Raw genomic sequence first — 16,238 nt, 5'->3', positions numbered from 1 at the left:
GCAACAGCGCCGTTGAAATTCGCCGCGCTCGGCAATGACGAGGGGCGCGGCTCAGTATAGGCGCGGCCGAGCGCCGGGCAAGCGGAGCCGCCCTGCGGTCCCGCGTCCCGCGCGGCCCTCGTCCCGATCTTATCCTTCTCCCGACCCCCGATGTCCCGCCCGCTTCGACATGGCCATCCGCCGCCGAATCGACGATAGTGGCACGGCTGGAGCGGAAATGACGCCGACCTATTATGAATTCTTCGCTGGCGGCGGCATGGTCCGCGCCGGCCTGGGCGCCGGTTGGCGTTGCCTCCTCGCCAATGATTTCGACGCGCGCAAATGCGCGAGCTATCGCGCCAATTGGGGCGGGGAGACGCTCGTCGAGCGCGACGTGCGCGATTTGCAGGCGTCGCAGCTCCCCGGACTCGCCGATCTCGTCTGGGCCTCCTTTCCTTGCCAGGATCTCTCGCTCGCCGGCGTCGGCGCCGGCCTCGCGGGGGCGCGCTCCGGGGCCTTCTGGCCGTTCTGCGGCCTGATTGCGTCACTGCGCATGGAAGGGCGGCATCCGCCGCTGCTCGCGCTGGAAAATGTCTGCGGCGCGTTGACCTCGCATGGCGGACGCGACTTCGCGGCCATTTGCGCCGCGCTCGCCGAGCAAGGCTATCGCTTCGGCGCGCTCGTCGTCGATGCGGCGCTGTTCGCGCCGCAATCGCGGCCGCGGCTGTTCATCGTCGCGGCGCGCGCCGATCTGCCGCTCGCGCCCGCCCTGCTCGGCGATGCGCCGGCGCCGCTGTTTGGCACGCCGGCGCTGGACGCCGCCTTCGCCGCTCTGCCGGAGAGCCTGCGGTCGCAATGGCTGTGGTGGAAGCTGCCGGCGCCGCCGGCGCGCAATGCGACGCTCGCCGATCTCATCGAGGAGGCGCCGACCGGCGTCGATTGGCACGAGCCGGCCAAGACGCGCGCGCTGCTCGAGATGATGAGCCCCGTCAATCGCGCCAAGGTCGAGGCGGCGATGGCGACCGGCCGCCGGATGGTGGGCGCGCTCTACCGGCGCACGCGTTATGGAGCCGGCGGCGAGAAGCTCCAGCGCGCCGAGGCGCGCTTCGACGACATCGCCGGCTGTCTGCGCACGCCGGCCGGCGGCTCGAGCCGCCAGATCGTGCTCCTCATCGAGCAGGGGCGGCTACGCTCGCGGCTGATCTCCGCGCGCGAGACGGCGCGGCTGATGGGGTTGCCGGAGGATTATGCGCTGCCGCCCCGCTACGCCGACGCCTATCATCTCACCGGCGACGGCGTCGTCGTCGGCGTCGTGCGCCATCTCGCCGCGCATCTCTTCGAGCCGGCGCTGGCGGCGATGCGGGCGCGTCGCGCCGCCTGACCTCAGCGCTCCATGTCTTCGACGCGGAAGGCGACAGGCAGCGCCCCGGCGCGCTCGAAGAACAGATCGGCGTCGATGCTCCCTCCCGCCGTGAGCGGCTCTTTCAGATCGAGCAGCATCAAATGATAGCCGCGATCGTGGAAATCGACCGTCGCTCCGGCCGCGATCTCGACGCCCTGCGGGAGGCGACGCATCTGCATGACGCCATCCGCGACGCTCATCGAGTGAATCTCGACGCGATCGGCCGCGTCGGTCGCAATGGCGACGAGCCGATCCGCGCTGCGGCCCGGATTGCGCAGGACGAGCGTGCAGGACCCGACCTTGGCTCCCGCGAAGGTCGGAGCGCATCGGGCCGCTGCGACGACGATCGGCGAAGACGCTTCGCCGCGCGTGAGCGCCGCCGCGGCGATACAGATCATGCAAGCGAGGAGAAGCAGGAGAAGCCGATCGCGTCGCGACAGACGGAGCGCGGGCAAAAGCGAAAGCGAGCGATGCATGTTGTTCGAGCCGCAGCGAAGACGAGACCATGCAGCCACGGCAACTTCGGCGCCACGCGAGAAAAATGCGTTGCACGCAATGAAATCGCCCTATGCGCAGGCGCTCGCCATCTTGCGTCCAATTGTCGCTGCGGCTCGTTATCATACGTGTGACGAGATCGATGCGCTGCCGCTACGTTCGATTATTGGACGCGACGACCAGTCGCATGTGAAAGTGCAATGGTTCGATTGACGACGTCTCACTCACGTTCCTATCCTATGTGCAGATGTGGCGCGCATGTTCCTGCGACCGTCTTCCTGCGACCGACGCAGCAGCTCGACATGTTCGGCTCGACACATGTTCAAGGATAGCACGTGGCCGTTTCCCGCTCCTCTCATTCGACCGGAACCGACGCCCGCGCCGCGGATCATTGCGCGCCCATATCGAGCGAAGCGAGAGGCTCGCGCGCGCGTCGCGGCGTCGCCGCATTGCTGCGGCCGCTCGCCAGCGCATTGGAGCGGCTCGTCGCGCTGTTCGTGCGGCCGCCCGTCGTCGAGAGTGTGAAGATCGAGGATGGTATCGTCTGCGTCTCGCGTTATGTCGCGGAGAGATTGGTGGACCGGCGCAGGCTCAAGGCCGGCGGCCTCGGCATCGACAGGCATGTCGACAGGGCGGGACAATGCGCGCGCGTCGAGCTCGTCGGCGCCGACCGCGTCGTGCAGATCGCCGGTCACGCCAGTCCGAGCGAGCGCGACAAGCTCATCGAGACTCTGATCGCCGCGCTGCGCGCCGACGGCTCGACAGTCGAGGTGCGCACCATCGCCGAGCGAGGACGCGGCGAGACCGATGATGTGGCGCGCCGTCGTCGCAGCGCCGCCTTGCGGCGCTTCTCGATCGTCGCGCTCGCTGCGGCGGGGCTGCAGGCGAGCGTGATGTGGCGCTGGTCGCAGCAATCGAGCGACGCGAGCCCCGCGCCTCTGCGAGAGCCTTCGTTTCATTTGACCTCCTCGAGCGGCGCCGCGGTCGACGAGACGACATTGCGCGGGCGGCCCTATGCGGCCTTCTTCGGCTTCACGCAATGTCCGCAGGTCTGCCCGACGACTCTCGTCGAGCTGACGCGCGCCGTGGAATCGCTCGGCGCGAGCGCGTCGAATCTCGCCATTCTATTCGTCAGCCTCGATCCCGAGCGCGATACGCCGGAGACGCTGTCCGATTTCATCGCCTCCTTCGGCGGACGTGTGACGGCGCTCACCGGAACGGAGACGGAGATCGCTCGCGCGGCGCGCGCCTTTCGCGTCTATCACCGAAAATCCGCGCTCGACGGCGGCGGCTATACGATCGATCACACCGCTCTCGTCTATCTCGTCGACCGCCACGGCCGTGCGCGAGACGCGCTCTCTTTCACCGATCATCGCGACATCGCCAAGCGAAAGCTGGAGGCCTTCGTGCGCGAAGAGTGCGCGGATGCGACATGACCAATGCGCGGCGAAACCACGGCGACGGCGCTGCGCGGAGCCACAGGATTCCCAAGTAAATTCAACGCGCGACAACATGCCGCATGACGCCGCGTCCGGCTTTGCTTGACCCTCCTCGACGCCGCTCCTAGCGTTATGGCTGGCGAAAGCGCAGAGTATGCGACCTTGAGACCATCCAGCCGCAACATGACTAGCGTCGAACGAGCGGTCGTCAGTGCGACCGTGGCGCTCTTCTTTCTGCTGCAGATGTTCTCGATCGGCGTCGCCACCGGCGCGACGGCGAATGACGCCTCGACTGTGGCCGCCGGTCTCTGCGAGCAGGCTCGCGCTTCGACGCCCCAGAACGGCGACGCGCCGAGCAAGGCGCAGCATGTCGGCCCCTGCTGCCTGCTTCATTGCAGCTCGCTCATAGAATCCGCGGTCGAGCGCGCGGTCGTCGTCGTTCTGTCGGTCGAAATGTTCAGCGCGCCTATGGCGCTCGAATATCGCATCGACGCCGTTGTCGCCGCGCCCGAGCTGCGGCCCTTGTCTCCACGCGCGCCGCCCGCGCGTCTCGTCTGATCCCCGACCACTTCGACTATCGGCAGATCCGCTCGACCGAGACGGACTCCGATCGGGCTTCATACGACATGCGGCGATCTTCGATCGCGCGCAAAGGCGGAGATTTATTCCATGCGACTTTCGATCACGCGCGCCGTGAGCATCGGCGCTGTCGGCGGCCTCGCCGCTTTTCTCTCCTCGGGTCCCGCGGCGCCTCATGGGGCGCAGCTCTTCATCCTGCTGATCGGCTGGGCCGGCTATTCCCGCTTCGGCGACAAGCTCGCCGGATTGAAGCCGGCGCTCGCTCATTTGCTGCTCGGCGCCGCATTCGCCGCTCTCGCCCTCGTTCTCGTCACGCAGCTGCCCTATGGCGAGACGCTCGGCGCGGCGGCGTGGACGGCGATCGTCGCGGCGCTCACGCTCGGCGCGCTCGCTTATGCGGCGAGCCTTCCGGGCCTCGGCGCTTTCGCGGCGGCTCTGCTCGGCTATGTCGCGCTGCTCGCCGCTGCGGCGATCGGCGGCGCTGACAAGATCGTCGCGCTCGCGCCGGATAATGCGGCGCTGATCGGAGTTCTGTCGCTCGTCGCCGGCGCGCTCTCGGGCTGCTTCGCCGACGCGCTCGCCGAGACCGCGCAAAAATATCTGCCGCTGCGCCGTTCGCCGACCCGATCGGCGACGAGCGCCTGAGGCGAAGCTTCTCGCACGAAAGCCTGCCACGCCTCGCCGCTCTTCGCGACGAGCGGCGAGCACGAGCGCGCCCGCGCCGCCGCGGCGCGACGACGTTAGGATTCGGGAGGATCGCCTTTGAGCGAGATCGCAGTGAGAAAGCCCGTCCTCGAGCGCCCGCAATCGTCGGGGCCGCGGCCCTGCGGCGAGGACGCCGGCCTCCATGGCGTGGACCGTCCCGGCGTCGCCTGGGATTGGATGCGCCAGACCGGCCAGGCGCCGAGCGGCGCCGATTGGGTGCGTCCGCAAGTGGCGGAGGCATGGGCCCGCTGCATCGACGAGCACGCGCTGACGCCGGGCGTGGAGCTCGCGCCGCGGCTCCGTGAGGCCGATGCGCCGGCGATGGAGGCGACGATCTCTCCGGCCGCCGCTCATCTCGCGGAGGCGGCCTATGACCTGCGCGCGCTGCTCGGCGACGCCGAGGTCGCGCTGCTGCTCACCGATCCCGATGCGACGCTGATTCAATTCTTCGACCACGGCCTCGAGATGTCGGCCGGTTGGCCGATGACGCGCGTCGGCGCCGATTGGAGCGAGGCGGCGATCGGCAACACCGGCGTCGGCGCCGCCTGTCTCCTGCGCGAGCCGGCCGCTTTCGACGGCAAGGAGCATTTCAACCGCGCGCTGCATCGCTTCGCCACCGCGGGCTGTCCGATCCTCGGGCCCGACGGACGCATCTGCGCGATCATCGGCCTCATCTCGGCGCGCCGCGACAGCGCAAGGCTGATGCTCGGCTGTCTCAAGATCGCCCGGCGCGTGATGGAGGCGAGCCTGTTCGAGCATCTCGTCTCGGACGGCTATCTGCTGCGCCTGCGCGCGAGCGCCTTCGGCGATCCCGGCGGACGCTACGCCGCCGGCGGCCGTGTGTTCGTCGCCGCCGATGGTCGCATTCAGGGCGTCGACCGCATCGGCCGCGAGCTGCTCGAAGCCGCCGCCGCCGGCGCGCTGATCGGAGAGGACGTCGGCGCCGCGATCGGCGTCGAGCTCTCGGCTCTGAAGGCCGCGAGCGACGATGCGCGCGCGGTTCCGGTGAAGGGCCGCGGCGCGCGTCTCCTCATCGCCGACGTTCATCGCGCGCCGCGCCGCGACGCCTCATCCGCGGCGGCGAGCAGCGCGGGCTGCGGCGCCGAGCTGGCGGAGCTGCGCGCCTGCGACGCCGAATGGCGCGACGGCGTGCTGGAGACCGCTCTGCGCAAAGCCTCGGGGCTGCAGGAGCGCAATATTCCGATCCTGATCACCGGCGAATCCGGCGTCGGCAAGGATCATCTCGTGCGCCGGCTCCACGCCATCGGCCCGCGCAAGGATCGCCCGCTCGTCGCCATCAATTGCGCCGCCATTCCGCGCGAGCTGATCGAGAGCGAATTGTTCGGCTATGAGGGCGGCAGCTTCACCGGCGCGCGCGCCAAGGGCAAGCCGGGCAAGTTCGTCGAAGCCGACAAGGGAATCTTGTTCCTCGACGAGATCGGCGACATGGCCGCCGATCTGCAGGCGACGTTGCTGCGCGTGCTCGATTCGAGCGAGGTCGTGCCGATCGGCTCGTCGAAGCCGATCCGCGTCGATGTGCGCGTCGTCGCCGCGACCAATCGCAGCTTGCCGGAAATGGTGCAGAAGGGAACGTTTCGCCGCGATCTCTACTATCGCCTCAACGGCGTGCAGCTGTGGCTGCCGCCCTTGCGCGAGCGTCCCGATCGGCTGCGCTTGCTCGCGCATCTCTTTCGCATCGAGCAGGAGCAGCTCGGCGTCGCCGAGGCGCACAGCTTTGCCGACGAGGTGTGGCGCGTGTTTCTCCAGCATCCCTGGCCGGGCAACATCAGAGAAGCGCGCAATGTGCTGCGCTCGTCGATCGCCGTCGCGCGCGAGCGCATCATTCGCATCGAGGATTTGCCGGTCGACTTCATGCAGGAGCTGAACGTCGACTCGCGTCGCCAACTCGACGCCTCGCTGCTGGGCGAGCATAGGCTCGAGGAGAGCGGCGAGACGTCGCTCGACCTCTCCGATTGGGAGGCGCGCGCGGTGCGCTTCGCGCTCGCCTCCAGCAACGGCAATATCGCCAAGGCGGCGCGCAGCCTCGGCATCACCCGCGCCACCCTCTATCACAAGATGGCGCGCTATGGCCTGCAGAGCGACAGGCGCATCATTTCCAAGAGGTGATGCAGTTCTGAGAGGTGATGAATGGGACCGGACGATCGATCCTTTCTAGAGCAGATGGCGACGACGCTCGACGCGTCGATTCGCGAGCTCGAATCCGACGCGGAGCATCTTTCCGCGGACATCGGCGAGGAGCGCGTCGCCGAGCTGCGCGCCTTCTTCCGCAGAGAGCTCGAGCCGATCGATCTCGAGGAGATTCGCGGCACGCTCGATTTCGACGATCGCCGTCTGCTGTCGCTGTGGGTGCGGCTCGAGCGCAATCGCGCGCGGCGCGTCGCTGCGGGCCGCAAGACCATGGCGCTCGACGCGGGACGCGAGGACATCGACGTCTCCGCCTATGACAAATCCAAGAAAACGTGAGCGGCGACGACCGGCGTTCGACGTGACGAGGGAGAAATTCGTGGCTAGAAATATTCGATTCGGAGACGTCGTGCGTCGTGATCTGCTCGCCGGCGTCGATGCGCTCGCCGACGCCGTCGCCGTCACGCTCGGCCCGCGCGGTCGCAATGTGGTGATCGAGCATCGCGCCGCGGGGCTTCCGCCCGTCGCCACCAAGGATGGCGTGACCGTCGCGCAGGCGGTCGAGCTCGCGGGCCGCACGCAGAGCGTCGGCGTGTCGCTGGTGCGGCAGATGGCGACGGCCGTCGCCAAGGAGGCCGGCGACGGCACGACCACATCCGTCGTGCTGGCGCGGCGCCTCGCCGCCGAGACGCGCAAGGCGCTCGCCGCCGGCATGAATCCGCGCGACATCGTGCTCGGCATGGAGAAAGCGGCGCGCATCGTCGATCGTGATCTCGCCGCGCGCGCACGGCGCTGCGACGATACACGCGCGCTCGCGCATGTCGCGACGCTGGCGGCGGGCGGCGACGAGTCGATCGGCGCAATCGTCGCAGACGCCTTGACGCGCGCCGGCGAAGGCGGCGTCGTCGATGTCGAGCTCGGCGCCGCTCTTTGCGACGAGATCGACATCGTCGAAGGCATGCGTTGGGAGCAGGGCTATCGATCGCCTTATTTCATGACCGACAGCGCACGCAAGATCGCCGAGCTCGAGAATCCCTATATTCTGATCTATGACCGCGTCATCAATCAATTCTCCGAGCTGGTGCCGGCGCTGGAGCTGGTGCGCCGTCAGCGCGGCAGCCTGCTGATCGTCGCCGAGAACATCGTCGAGGAGGCTCTGCCCGGCCTCTTGCTCAATCATATCCGCAAGAATCTCTGCTCGATCGCGGTGAAGGGTCCTGGTTATGGCGACAGCCGCTATGAGTTCCTGCACGATCTCGCGGCGCTGACCGGCGGACGCGCGATCATGGAAGCCTGCGGAGAAGAATTGTCCAATGTGACGATGGCGCATCTCGGCCGCGCGAAACGCGTCGTCGTGCGCGAGGATGATACGGTGGTGATCGGCGGCGAGGGCGACGGCGCGGCGATCACTGAGCGTCTCGCCGCGGCGCGGCAGCAGGCGGATTGGATCACCGATGGCGATCCGTCGAAGGGCTCGCCCAGCGGCAAGCGTCATGATCTCGAAAATCTGCAGACGCGCATCAAGGCGCTCTCGGGCAAGGTCGTCACCATCAAGGCCGGCGGACTCTCGGATATTCTGATCAAGGAACGCATGCAACGCATCGAGAATGCCCTCGCCTCGGCGCGCGCCGCGCGCAGCGACGGCGTCGTCGCCGGCGGCGGCGTCGGGCTCTATCGCGCGCGCGCCGCTCTCACCGAAGCGACGGGCGACACTCTCGATCAGACCTATGGAATCGCTATTGTGCGCGCGGCGCTCGACGAGCCGATCCGTCGCATCGCCGCCAATGCGGGGCGCGATGCGCATGAGTTTTTATTCGAGCTCAAACGTTCGAACGATGATTTCTGGGGCATGGACATGCGCAGCGGCGAATGCGGCGATCTCTATGCGGCGGGCGTCATCGATCCGGCGCGCGTCACGCGTCTCGCATTGCGCAACGCCGTCGCCACCGCATCGTCATTGATGACCGTCGAATGCGCGGTCACTCATATTCCGCCGAGCGATCCGACATACGGCTTCGATCCGCATCTCGCCGCTGCGACGCGTGAAGATCCGCGCAGCTGAAGCAGCGAATGGCGAAAGAATGAAAGCGCTGCGGCGATGCTTCGCCGCAGCGTTTTTTTATGCGCGGATGCGCCCGTGATTTCATCGAATGCAGTCATCATCACGATACGTATGGTTCTTTGACATGTGTATCGCGCATCGCCATAGCACGATCATTTTTACGCGTCGCACGTAGTTGCGAATGCGACGAATCCCAACAAATACCGATGAAATCTATTATCCGCAGCGAGTGGCACAGGCCTTGCCAAATAAGAAGCGTCGACGCTTCCGCGCAGATGCGCAAGGACGAGAGACGTTTCGAAAACCCGAGGTTTGGAAAGCGGCGACGCGGTTCGGATGATCGACGCGCGCAATGAGCGCGAGCACGACGGTCCGAAACAAAAGAAAACTCTGTCAGGAGGAACAAGCATGGCGATCAGTCTCGCTACGAAAGCGGCGACCGATGCTCTGAAGGTCAACCGCGCTCCGGTCGGCGTGGAGCCTCAGGAGGTCCACAAATGGCTGCAGAGCTTCAACTGGGACTTCAAAGAGAACCGGACGAAGTATCCGACCAAATATCACATGGCGAATGAGACCAAGGAGCAGTTCAAGGTCATCGCCAAGGAATACGCCCGCATGGAGGCGGCCAAGGACGAGCGCCAGTTCGGCACTCTTCTCGACGGCCTCACCCGCCTCGGCGCCGGCAACAAGGTCCATCCCCGCTGGGGCGAGACGATGAAGGTGATCTCGAACTTCCTCGAGGTCGGCGAATATAACGCGATCGCCGCTTCGGCCATGCTTTGGGACAGCGCCACCGCCGCCGAGCAGAAGAACGGCTATCTCGCGCAGGTGCTCGACGAGATTCGTCACACGCATCAATGCGCCTTCATCAATCACTATTACTCCAAGCATTATCACGATCCGGCCGGCCACAATGACGCCCGTCGCACGCGCGCGATCGGTCCGCTGTGGAAGGGCATGAAGCGCGTCTTCGCCGACGGCTTCATCTCCGGCGACGCCGTGGAGTGCTCGGTCAATCTGCAGCTGGTCGGCGAAGCCTGCTTCACCAATCCGCTCATCGTCGCCGTCACCGAATGGGCTTCGGCCAATGGCGACGAGATCACGCCGACCGTGTTCCTCTCGGTGGAGACCGACGAGCTGCGTCATATGGCGAACGGCTACCAGACCGTGGTGTCGATCGCCAATGATCCGGCTTCGGCGAAGTTCCTCAACACCGATCTGAACAACGCCTTCTGGACGCAGCAGAAATATTTCACGCCCGTCCTCGGCTATCTGTTCGAGTATGGCTCCAAGTTCAAGGTCGAGCCCTGGGTGAAGACCTGGAACCGCTGGGTCTACGAGGATTGGGGTGGAATCTGGATCGGCCGTCTCGGCAAATATGGCGTCGAGAGCCCGGCGTCGCTGCGCGACGCCAAGCGCGACGCTTACTGGGCGCATCACGATCTGGCGCTCGCCGCCTATGCGATGTGGCCGCTCGGCTTCGCGCGTCTCGCTCTTCCCGACGAGGAAGATCAGGCGTGGTTCGAGGCGAATTATCCGGGCTGGGCCGATCACTACGGCAAGATCTTCAACGAGTGGAAGAAGCTCGGCTATGAAGATCCCAAGAGCGGCTTCATCCCCTATCAGTGGCTCCTCGCGAACGGTCACGACGTCTATATCGACCGTGTCTCGCAGGTTCCGTTCATTCCGTCGCTGGCCAAGGGCACGGGCTCGCTGCGCGTGCACGAGTTCAACGGCAAGAAGCATTCGCTGACGGATGATTGGGGTGAGCGCCAGTGGCTGATCGAGCCGGAGCGCTACGAGTGCCACAACGTCTTCGAGCAGTATGAGGGACGCGAATTGTCCGAGGTGATCGCCGAGGGCCATGGCGTTCGCTCCGACGGCAAGACGCTGATCGCTCAGCCGCACACGCGCGGCGACAATCTGTGGACGCTCGAGGACATCAAGCGGGCCGGCTGCGTGTTCCCCGATCCGCTCGCCAAATTCTGATCTCACGAGATTCCGGCGCGCGTCGCTCGCAACGCGCGTCGGATGAACCGCCGGGCCTCCCGCGTCCGGCGGTCTCCTTCGACGCGAGCACGAAGCACCAAAAATCCTTCTGTGGAGGAAGAACTCACCATGTCACAGCCTCAGAGCTCCCAAGTCACCAAGCGGGGTCTCACCGATCCCGAGCGTGCGGCCATCATCGCCGCCGCTGTGCCGGATCATGCGCTCGACACGCAGCGCAAATATCACTACTTCATCCAGCCGCGCTGGAAGCGCTTGTCGGAATATGAGCAGCTCTCCTGCTATGCGCAGCCCAATCCCGACTGGATCGCCGGCGGCCTCGATTGGGGCGATTGGACGCAGAAGTTCCATGGCGGCCGTCCGTCCTGGGGCAATGAGAGCACCGAGCTGCGCACGACCGACTGGTATCGTCATCGCGATCCGGCCCGTCGCTGGCATCACCCCTATGTGAAGGACAAGTCGGAAGAGGCGCGCTACACCCAGCGCTTTCTCGCCGCTTATTCGTCCGAAGGCTCGATCCGCACCATCGACCCCTATTGGCGCGACGAGATCCTGAACAAATATTTCGGCGCTCTACTCTACAGCGAATACGGCTTGTTCAACGCGCATTCGTCGGTCGGCCGCGACTGCCTGTCGGACACGATCCGTCAGACGGCGGTGTTCGCGGCGCTCGACAAGGTCGACAATGCGCAGATGATCCAGATGGAGCGTCTGTTCATCGCCAAGCTGGTGCCGGGCTTCGACGCTTCGACCGACGTGCCGAAGAAGATCTGGACCACCGATCCGATCTATTCTGGCGCCCGCGCGACGGTGCAGGAGATCTGGCAGGGCGTTCAGGATTGGAACGAGATCCTCTGGGCGGGCCACGCCGTCTATGACGCGACCTTCGGCCAATTCGCCCGTCGCGAGTTCTTCCAGCGCCTCGCCACCGTCTATGGCGACACGCTGACGCCCTTCTTCACGGCGCAGTCGCAGACCTATTTCCAGACCACGCGCGGCGCGATCGACGATCTCTTCGTCTATTGCCTCGCCAATGATTCGGAATTCGGCGCGCACAACCGCACCTTCCTCAACGCTTGGACCGAGCATTATCTCGCGAGCTCGGTTGCCGCGCTGAAGGACTTCGTCGGTCTCTACGCCAAGGTCGAGAAGGTCGCGGGCGCGACCGATCGCGCCGGCGTCTCCGAGGCGCTGCAGCGCGTCTTCGGCGATTGGAAGATCGATTACGCCGACAAGATCGGCTTCAGGGTCGACGTGGACCAGAAGGTCGACGCCGTTCTCGCCGGCTACAAGAACTGAAAAGGAAACGCTTCAATGTCCAGCGCTCATAACGCTTACAACGCCGGCATCATGCAGAAGACCGGCAAGGCCTTCGCGGACGAGTTCTTCGCCGAGGAGAACCAGGTCGTCCACGAGTCCAACGCCGTGGTTCTGGTGCTGATGAAGAGCGACGAGATCGACGCCATCATCGAGGACATCGTCCTCAAGGGCGGCAAGGCGAAGAATCCGTCGATCGTCGTCGAGGACAAGGCGGGCTTCTGGTGGATCAAGGCCGATGGCGCGATCGAGATCGACGCGGCGGAAGCCGGCGAGCTGCTCGGCAAGCCGTTCTCGGTCTACGACCTTCTCATCAATGTGTCGTCGACGGTCGGCCGCGCCTACACGCTCGGCACCAAATTCACCATCACCTCGGAACTCATGGGCCTCGATCGCGCCCTGACCGACATCTGATCGGTCGTCGACAAGGAACGCCACAATGGCCAAGAGAGAACCCATCCACGACAATTCCATTCGCACCGAATGGGAAGCGAAGATCGCCAAGCTGACGAGCGTCGATCAGGCGACGAAGTTCATCCAGGACTTCCGCCTCGCCTACACGTCGCCCTTCCGCAAGAGCTACGATATCGACGTCGATTATCAGTATATCGAGCGCAAGATCGAGGAGAAGCTCTCGGTGCTGAAGACCGAGAAGCTTCCCGTCGCCGACCTCATCACCAAGGCGACGACCGGCGAGGACGCCGCCGCGGTGGAGGCGACCTGGATCGCCAAGATCAAGGCCGCCAAGAGCAAATATGAGGCGGAGCGCATCCACATCGAGTTCCGGCAGCTCTACAAGCCGCCGGTTCTGCCGGTGAATGTGTTCCTGCGCACGGATGCGGCGCTCGGCACGGTGCTGATGGAGATCCGCAACACCGATTATTACGGCACTCCGCTCGAAGGGCTGCGCAAGGAGCGCGGCGTCAAGGTCCTGCATCTGCAGGCGTGACGCGCTACGCATTGCGAAAGACATGCGTTCGGGCGGCCGCGTCGCCCGAACGACAAAGAAAAGCGGGAGGACGAAAATGGACCAACAGACGGCGCAGCCGGAAGTCCGGCAAACCTTGATTCACGCCGACGAGCGCTATCAAGCCTATACGATGGACCTCGAATATATGTTGCGATGGGAGATTCTGCGCGACGGCGAGTTCGTGCAGGAGGGCTGCTCTCTGTCGCAGGAGTCGGCGCGCGAGGCGGTCGCTCATGTGCTGAGCCACTTTCGCCGACAGGATGCTACGTCGCAGAACGACGGCGGGAAAAGCGAAGCGATCCGCGCGCTGCTGCGCGAGATCGGAACGCCCGAGCCCCTGAAGGACGAGAACGGCGCGGCGAAGCCGGCGCATATTTAGGGTTCGAGACTTATGTACCAGATCGTCATCGAGACCGAGGACGGAGAAACCTGTTCGTTCGAATGCGGCCCCAGCGAGGATGTGATCTCCGCGGGGCTGAGGCAGAGCGTAATTCTGCTCGCCTCCTGCCGAGCCGGCGGCTGCGCCACCTGCAAGGCCGATTGCACGGACGGCGATTATGAGCTGATCGATGTGAAGGTCCAGGCGCTGCCGCCGGACGAGGAGGAGGACGGCAAGGTTCTGCTGTGCCGCACCTTTCCGCGCAGCGATCTGCATCTCCTCGTGCCTTACACCTATGATCGCATCTCCTTCGAGGCGATTCAGACCAATTGGCTCGCCGAGATCCTCGCCTGTGATCGCGTGTCGTCCAATGTCGTGCGTCTCGTGCTGCAGCCGCTCACGGCCGATGGCGCGGCGCGCATCTCGCTCAATTTCGTTCCCGGCCAATTCGTCGACATCGAGATACCGGGCACGCATACACGGCGCTCCTACTCCATGGCCTCGGTCGCGGAGGATGGGCAGCTCGAATTCTTCATCCGTCTGCTGCCGGACGGCGCCTTCTCGAAATTCCTGCAAACGGAAGCGAAGGTCGGCATGCGCGTCGATCTGCGCGGACCGGCGGGCTCGTTCTTCCTGCATGATCACGGCGGCAGATCGCGCGTGTTCGTCGCCGGCGGCACGGGATTGTCGCCGGTGCTGTCGATGATCCGCCAGCTCGGCAAGGCGAGCGATCCGTCGCCGGCGACGCTTCTGTTCGGCGTCACCAATCGCGAGGAATTGTTCTATGTCGACGAGCTGAAGACTCTCGCGCAATCCATGCCGACCCTCGGCGTGCGCATAGCGGTGGTCAATGACGACGGCGGCAATGGCGTCGACAAGGGAACGGTGATTGATCTTCTGCGGGCCGAGCTCGAGAAGTCCGACGCCAAGCCGGACATCTATCTCTGTGGTCCTCCCGGCATGATCGAGGCCGCTTTCGCGGCGGCGGCGACGGCGGGCGTGCCCAAGGAGCAAGTCTATCTCGAGAAATTCCTGGCGAGCGGCTGATCCGTCGCCGCCTTCCTTCTTCGCTCCGACTCTTCTCTTCGGTCGAGCGGGGGCTCCCCAACTTCTCCTGCCCGGGCTCGCTCGGGCAGTTTTTCTTTGACGATCGCCTATCCTTCGAGCCCCAGCGCCGCGCGCACTTTCGCGGAATAGCCGTAGAGATCGCCGCGCAATTGCAGGCGTCCGCTCTCGTCCACATAAGCGGTGAAATATTCGATATGAATCGGCAGTGGACGCGCGAGATTGATATAGCGCTCCTGGTCGCCGATCAGTCTCTTCACCCGCTCCTCGCGCCAGCCGCTGCCGAGCACGGCCTCGGCGAAGCGGAAGGGCTGGTCGACGCGCACACAGCCATGGCTGAAGGCGCGATGCGTCGAAGCAAACAGAGCGCGGCTCGGCGTATCGTGCAGATAGACGGAGAAGTCGTTCGGGAACATGAATTTGATGCGCCCGAGCGCATTGCCTTCGCCGGGTCGCTGACGCACGCGCGCGTGGCCGTTGCGATAGACAACCTCATAGCCGCGCGCGGCGATCGCCTGCAGATCGCCGCCGAATTTCGGCAGCATCTCCTTGTTGAGGATCGACGGCGGCACGTTCCAATAGGGATTGACGATGATGAACTGCATCGCATTGGAGAACACCGGCGTCGGCGTGCCCTCCTTGCCGACGATCACGCGGGCGCGATGTGTCACCTCGCCGTCGCGGATCACGGCGAGCTCGAAATCGGGGATGTTGACCTCGATGCGATTCTCGCCGAGATCGCGCGGCATCCAGCGCCAGCGCTCCATATTGGCGATGATTTCCGCCCGCAGGCGCGTGTCGCGCACAGCGGCGGGGGCCGCGCGTCGCTTGCGCGCGGGCGTGTCGTCGCGCGCCACCGTGCGCGATTCGGCGTAGCGGGTAGGCGCGTCCGGCGCGCGCGCGTTGCGCAGCTCCGCGAGCTTTTCCTTCAGCGCGCGATAGCCGGGATGCGGCGGATTATAATCTTGAAGAGCCTCGGCCGCTTGCGCGCCGGCGCCGGCCGTCGCGGCGAGCACGGCGCCGGGCTCCGGCAGTGACGGACGGGCGCCGATGAGACGCGAGAGACGTTGCGGATCGATGCGGCCGCCGGCGGCCTGCGTCGCATAGGCGACGACGGCTTCCGACAAGGCGATCTCGTCTGCCGCCTCCGCCGGCTGCGCGCCTGGATCGGGAAGCGGATAGGCGCGTAGATCGAGACCATCCTCGCCGGCGCAGCGCAGGCGCTCGAGGACGGCGGCGGCCTCGGCTCGCCAGCCCACGCCCTCGCGCCACAGCGGCCGGTAGAAGCGCGCGGCGTAGAAGTCGGCGATGGCCCGGCGCAGCGCTCGCCGCTCGCCGCGCGCGCCATGGACGAAGGCGTCGAGCGCCTCGGCGAAAGCCCATCCCTCGGCGGGAACGAGGGCGGCGGCAATGTCGAAATCCGCATCGGCCGCGCGCGGCGGCGAGAGATCGATCGTGAAAGCTTCGGGCGCCGGCGACGCAGCCGTCGGCGCGGCGGCGAGCTGTCTCACGAGCGGCGGCGGCTCGGGTAGCGCGGCGCGAAACGGCGCGCGTGGCGCGGCGATGGCGGTCGACGCGCAGGAGCAAGCGAGAACGACGAGGAACGCCTTTGCGGACGCTCCCGCGAGAAAGCCGCGGGTCACCATGGTCTTGCCTCACGCCTACTGAACCGACGACCCACCGGCGGATGCGGC

General features: G+C 65.7%; 16 protein-coding genes. 14 read left to right on the top strand and 2 right to left on the bottom strand.

Going from position 1 to position 16,238, the window contains the following annotated elements; genetic code table 11:
* Positions 1-217: 217 nt before the first annotated feature.
* On the top strand, positions 218-1,360 hold the full coding sequence (locus tag CQW49_RS12555) for a DNA cytosine methyltransferase (RefSeq protein ID WP_003609320.1): 1,143 nt from the start codon (positions 218-220) through the stop codon (positions 1,358-1,360).
* Positions 1,361-1,362: 2 nt separating this feature from the next.
* Here the strand turns inward: CQW49_RS12555 and CQW49_RS12550 are convergent, their stop codons facing one another.
* The gene (locus tag CQW49_RS12550) at positions 1,363-1,779 is read right to left on the bottom strand and encodes a copper chaperone PCu(A)C (RefSeq protein WP_003609322.1); all 417 of its coding nucleotides are present in this window, start codon (positions 1,777-1,779) and stop codon (positions 1,363-1,365) included.
* Positions 1,780-1,855: 76 nt separating this feature from the next.
* Here CQW49_RS12550 and CQW49_RS24600 point away from each other — a divergent pair, with 76 nt between their 5' ends.
* The 13 genes from CQW49_RS24600 (at position 1,856) to mmoC (ending at position 14,526) form a co-directional block, all read left to right on the top strand.
* Complete coding sequence (locus CQW49_RS24600) at positions 1,856-2,089, top strand: hypothetical protein (protein WP_156747721.1); 234 nt, start codon at positions 1,856-1,858, stop codon at positions 2,087-2,089.
* Between the two features lie 122 nt (positions 2,090-2,211).
* Complete coding sequence (locus tag CQW49_RS12545) at positions 2,212-3,312, top strand: SCO family protein (protein WP_003609323.1); 1,101 nt, start codon at positions 2,212-2,214, stop codon at positions 3,310-3,312.
* Positions 3,313-3,498: 186 nt separating this feature from the next.
* Positions 3,499-3,873 carry a hypothetical protein gene (locus tag CQW49_RS12540; RefSeq protein WP_003609325.1) on the top strand — a complete coding sequence of 125 codons (375 nt, stop codon included), beginning with the start codon at positions 3,499-3,501 and terminating at the stop codon, positions 3,871-3,873.
* Between the two features lie 111 nt (positions 3,874-3,984).
* Complete coding sequence (locus CQW49_RS12535) at positions 3,985-4,539, top strand: DUF1097 family protein (protein ID WP_003609327.1); 555 nt, start codon at positions 3,985-3,987, stop codon at positions 4,537-4,539.
* A 132-nt stretch (positions 4,540-4,671) separates the two neighbouring features.
* Positions 4,672-6,726 carry a sigma-54-dependent Fis family transcriptional regulator gene (locus CQW49_RS12530; RefSeq protein ID WP_051418895.1) on the top strand — a complete coding sequence of 685 codons (2,055 nt, stop codon included), beginning with the start codon at positions 4,672-4,674 and terminating at the stop codon, positions 6,724-6,726.
* Positions 6,727-6,747: 21 nt separating this feature from the next.
* On the top strand, positions 6,748-7,083 hold the full coding sequence (locus CQW49_RS12525; protein WP_003609331.1) for a hypothetical protein: 336 nt from the start codon (positions 6,748-6,750) through the stop codon (positions 7,081-7,083).
* Positions 7,084-7,123: 40 nt separating this feature from the next.
* Positions 7,124-8,806, top strand: coding sequence for an Hsp60 family chaperonin (locus CQW49_RS12520; protein WP_024749729.1), 1,683 nt, complete (start codon positions 7,124-7,126; stop codon positions 8,804-8,806).
* A gap of 408 nt (positions 8,807-9,214) precedes the next feature.
* Positions 9,215-10,795, top strand: coding sequence for an aromatic/alkene monooxygenase hydroxylase subunit alpha (gene mmoX / locus CQW49_RS12515; protein ID WP_003609337.1), 1,581 nt, complete (start codon positions 9,215-9,217; stop codon positions 10,793-10,795).
* Between the two features lie 129 nt (positions 10,796-10,924).
* Positions 10,925-12,112 carry an aromatic/alkene monooxygenase hydroxylase subunit beta gene (mmoY, locus tag CQW49_RS12510; RefSeq protein ID WP_003609340.1) on the top strand — a complete coding sequence of 396 codons (1,188 nt, stop codon included), beginning with the start codon at positions 10,925-10,927 and terminating at the stop codon, positions 12,110-12,112.
* A gap of 15 nt (positions 12,113-12,127) precedes the next feature.
* Positions 12,128-12,544, top strand: a complete 417-nt coding sequence (gene mmoB / locus CQW49_RS12505) for a methane monooxygenase regulator MmoB (RefSeq protein WP_003609343.1) — start codon at positions 12,128-12,130, stop codon at positions 12,542-12,544.
* Between the two features lie 25 nt (positions 12,545-12,569).
* Positions 12,570-13,079, top strand: coding sequence for an aromatic/alkene monooxygenase hydroxylase subunit gamma (gene mmoZ, locus CQW49_RS12500; protein ID WP_003609345.1), 510 nt, complete (start codon positions 12,570-12,572; stop codon positions 13,077-13,079).
* A gap of 76 nt (positions 13,080-13,155) precedes the next feature.
* Positions 13,156-13,479: a soluble methane monooxygenase-binding protein MmoD gene (mmoD, locus tag CQW49_RS12495; protein ID WP_003609346.1), complete on the top strand. Its 324-nt coding sequence runs from the start codon at positions 13,156-13,158 to the stop codon at positions 13,477-13,479.
* 12 nt (positions 13,480-13,491) lie between these two features.
* The gene (mmoC, locus tag CQW49_RS12490; RefSeq protein WP_003609349.1) at positions 13,492-14,526 is read left to right on the top strand and encodes an aromatic/alkene monooxygenase hydroxylase FAD-binding subunit MmoC; all 1,035 of its coding nucleotides are present in this window, start codon (positions 13,492-13,494) and stop codon (positions 14,524-14,526) included.
* Between the two features lie 107 nt (positions 14,527-14,633).
* Here the strand turns inward: mmoC and CQW49_RS12485 are convergent, their stop codons facing one another.
* Complete coding sequence (locus tag CQW49_RS12485; protein ID WP_003609351.1) at positions 14,634-16,190, bottom strand: L,D-transpeptidase family protein; 1,557 nt, start codon at positions 16,188-16,190, stop codon at positions 14,634-14,636.
* Between the last annotated feature and the right edge of the window lie 48 nt (positions 16,191-16,238).

It is taken from the genome of Methylosinus trichosporium OB3b, assembly GCF_002752655.1.
Classification (GTDB): Bacteria; Pseudomonadota; Alphaproteobacteria; order Rhizobiales; family Beijerinckiaceae; genus Methylosinus; species Methylosinus trichosporium.
Note: the sequence above shows the minus strand (reverse complement) of the source record. Positions and strands in the feature narration are given on the sequence as shown.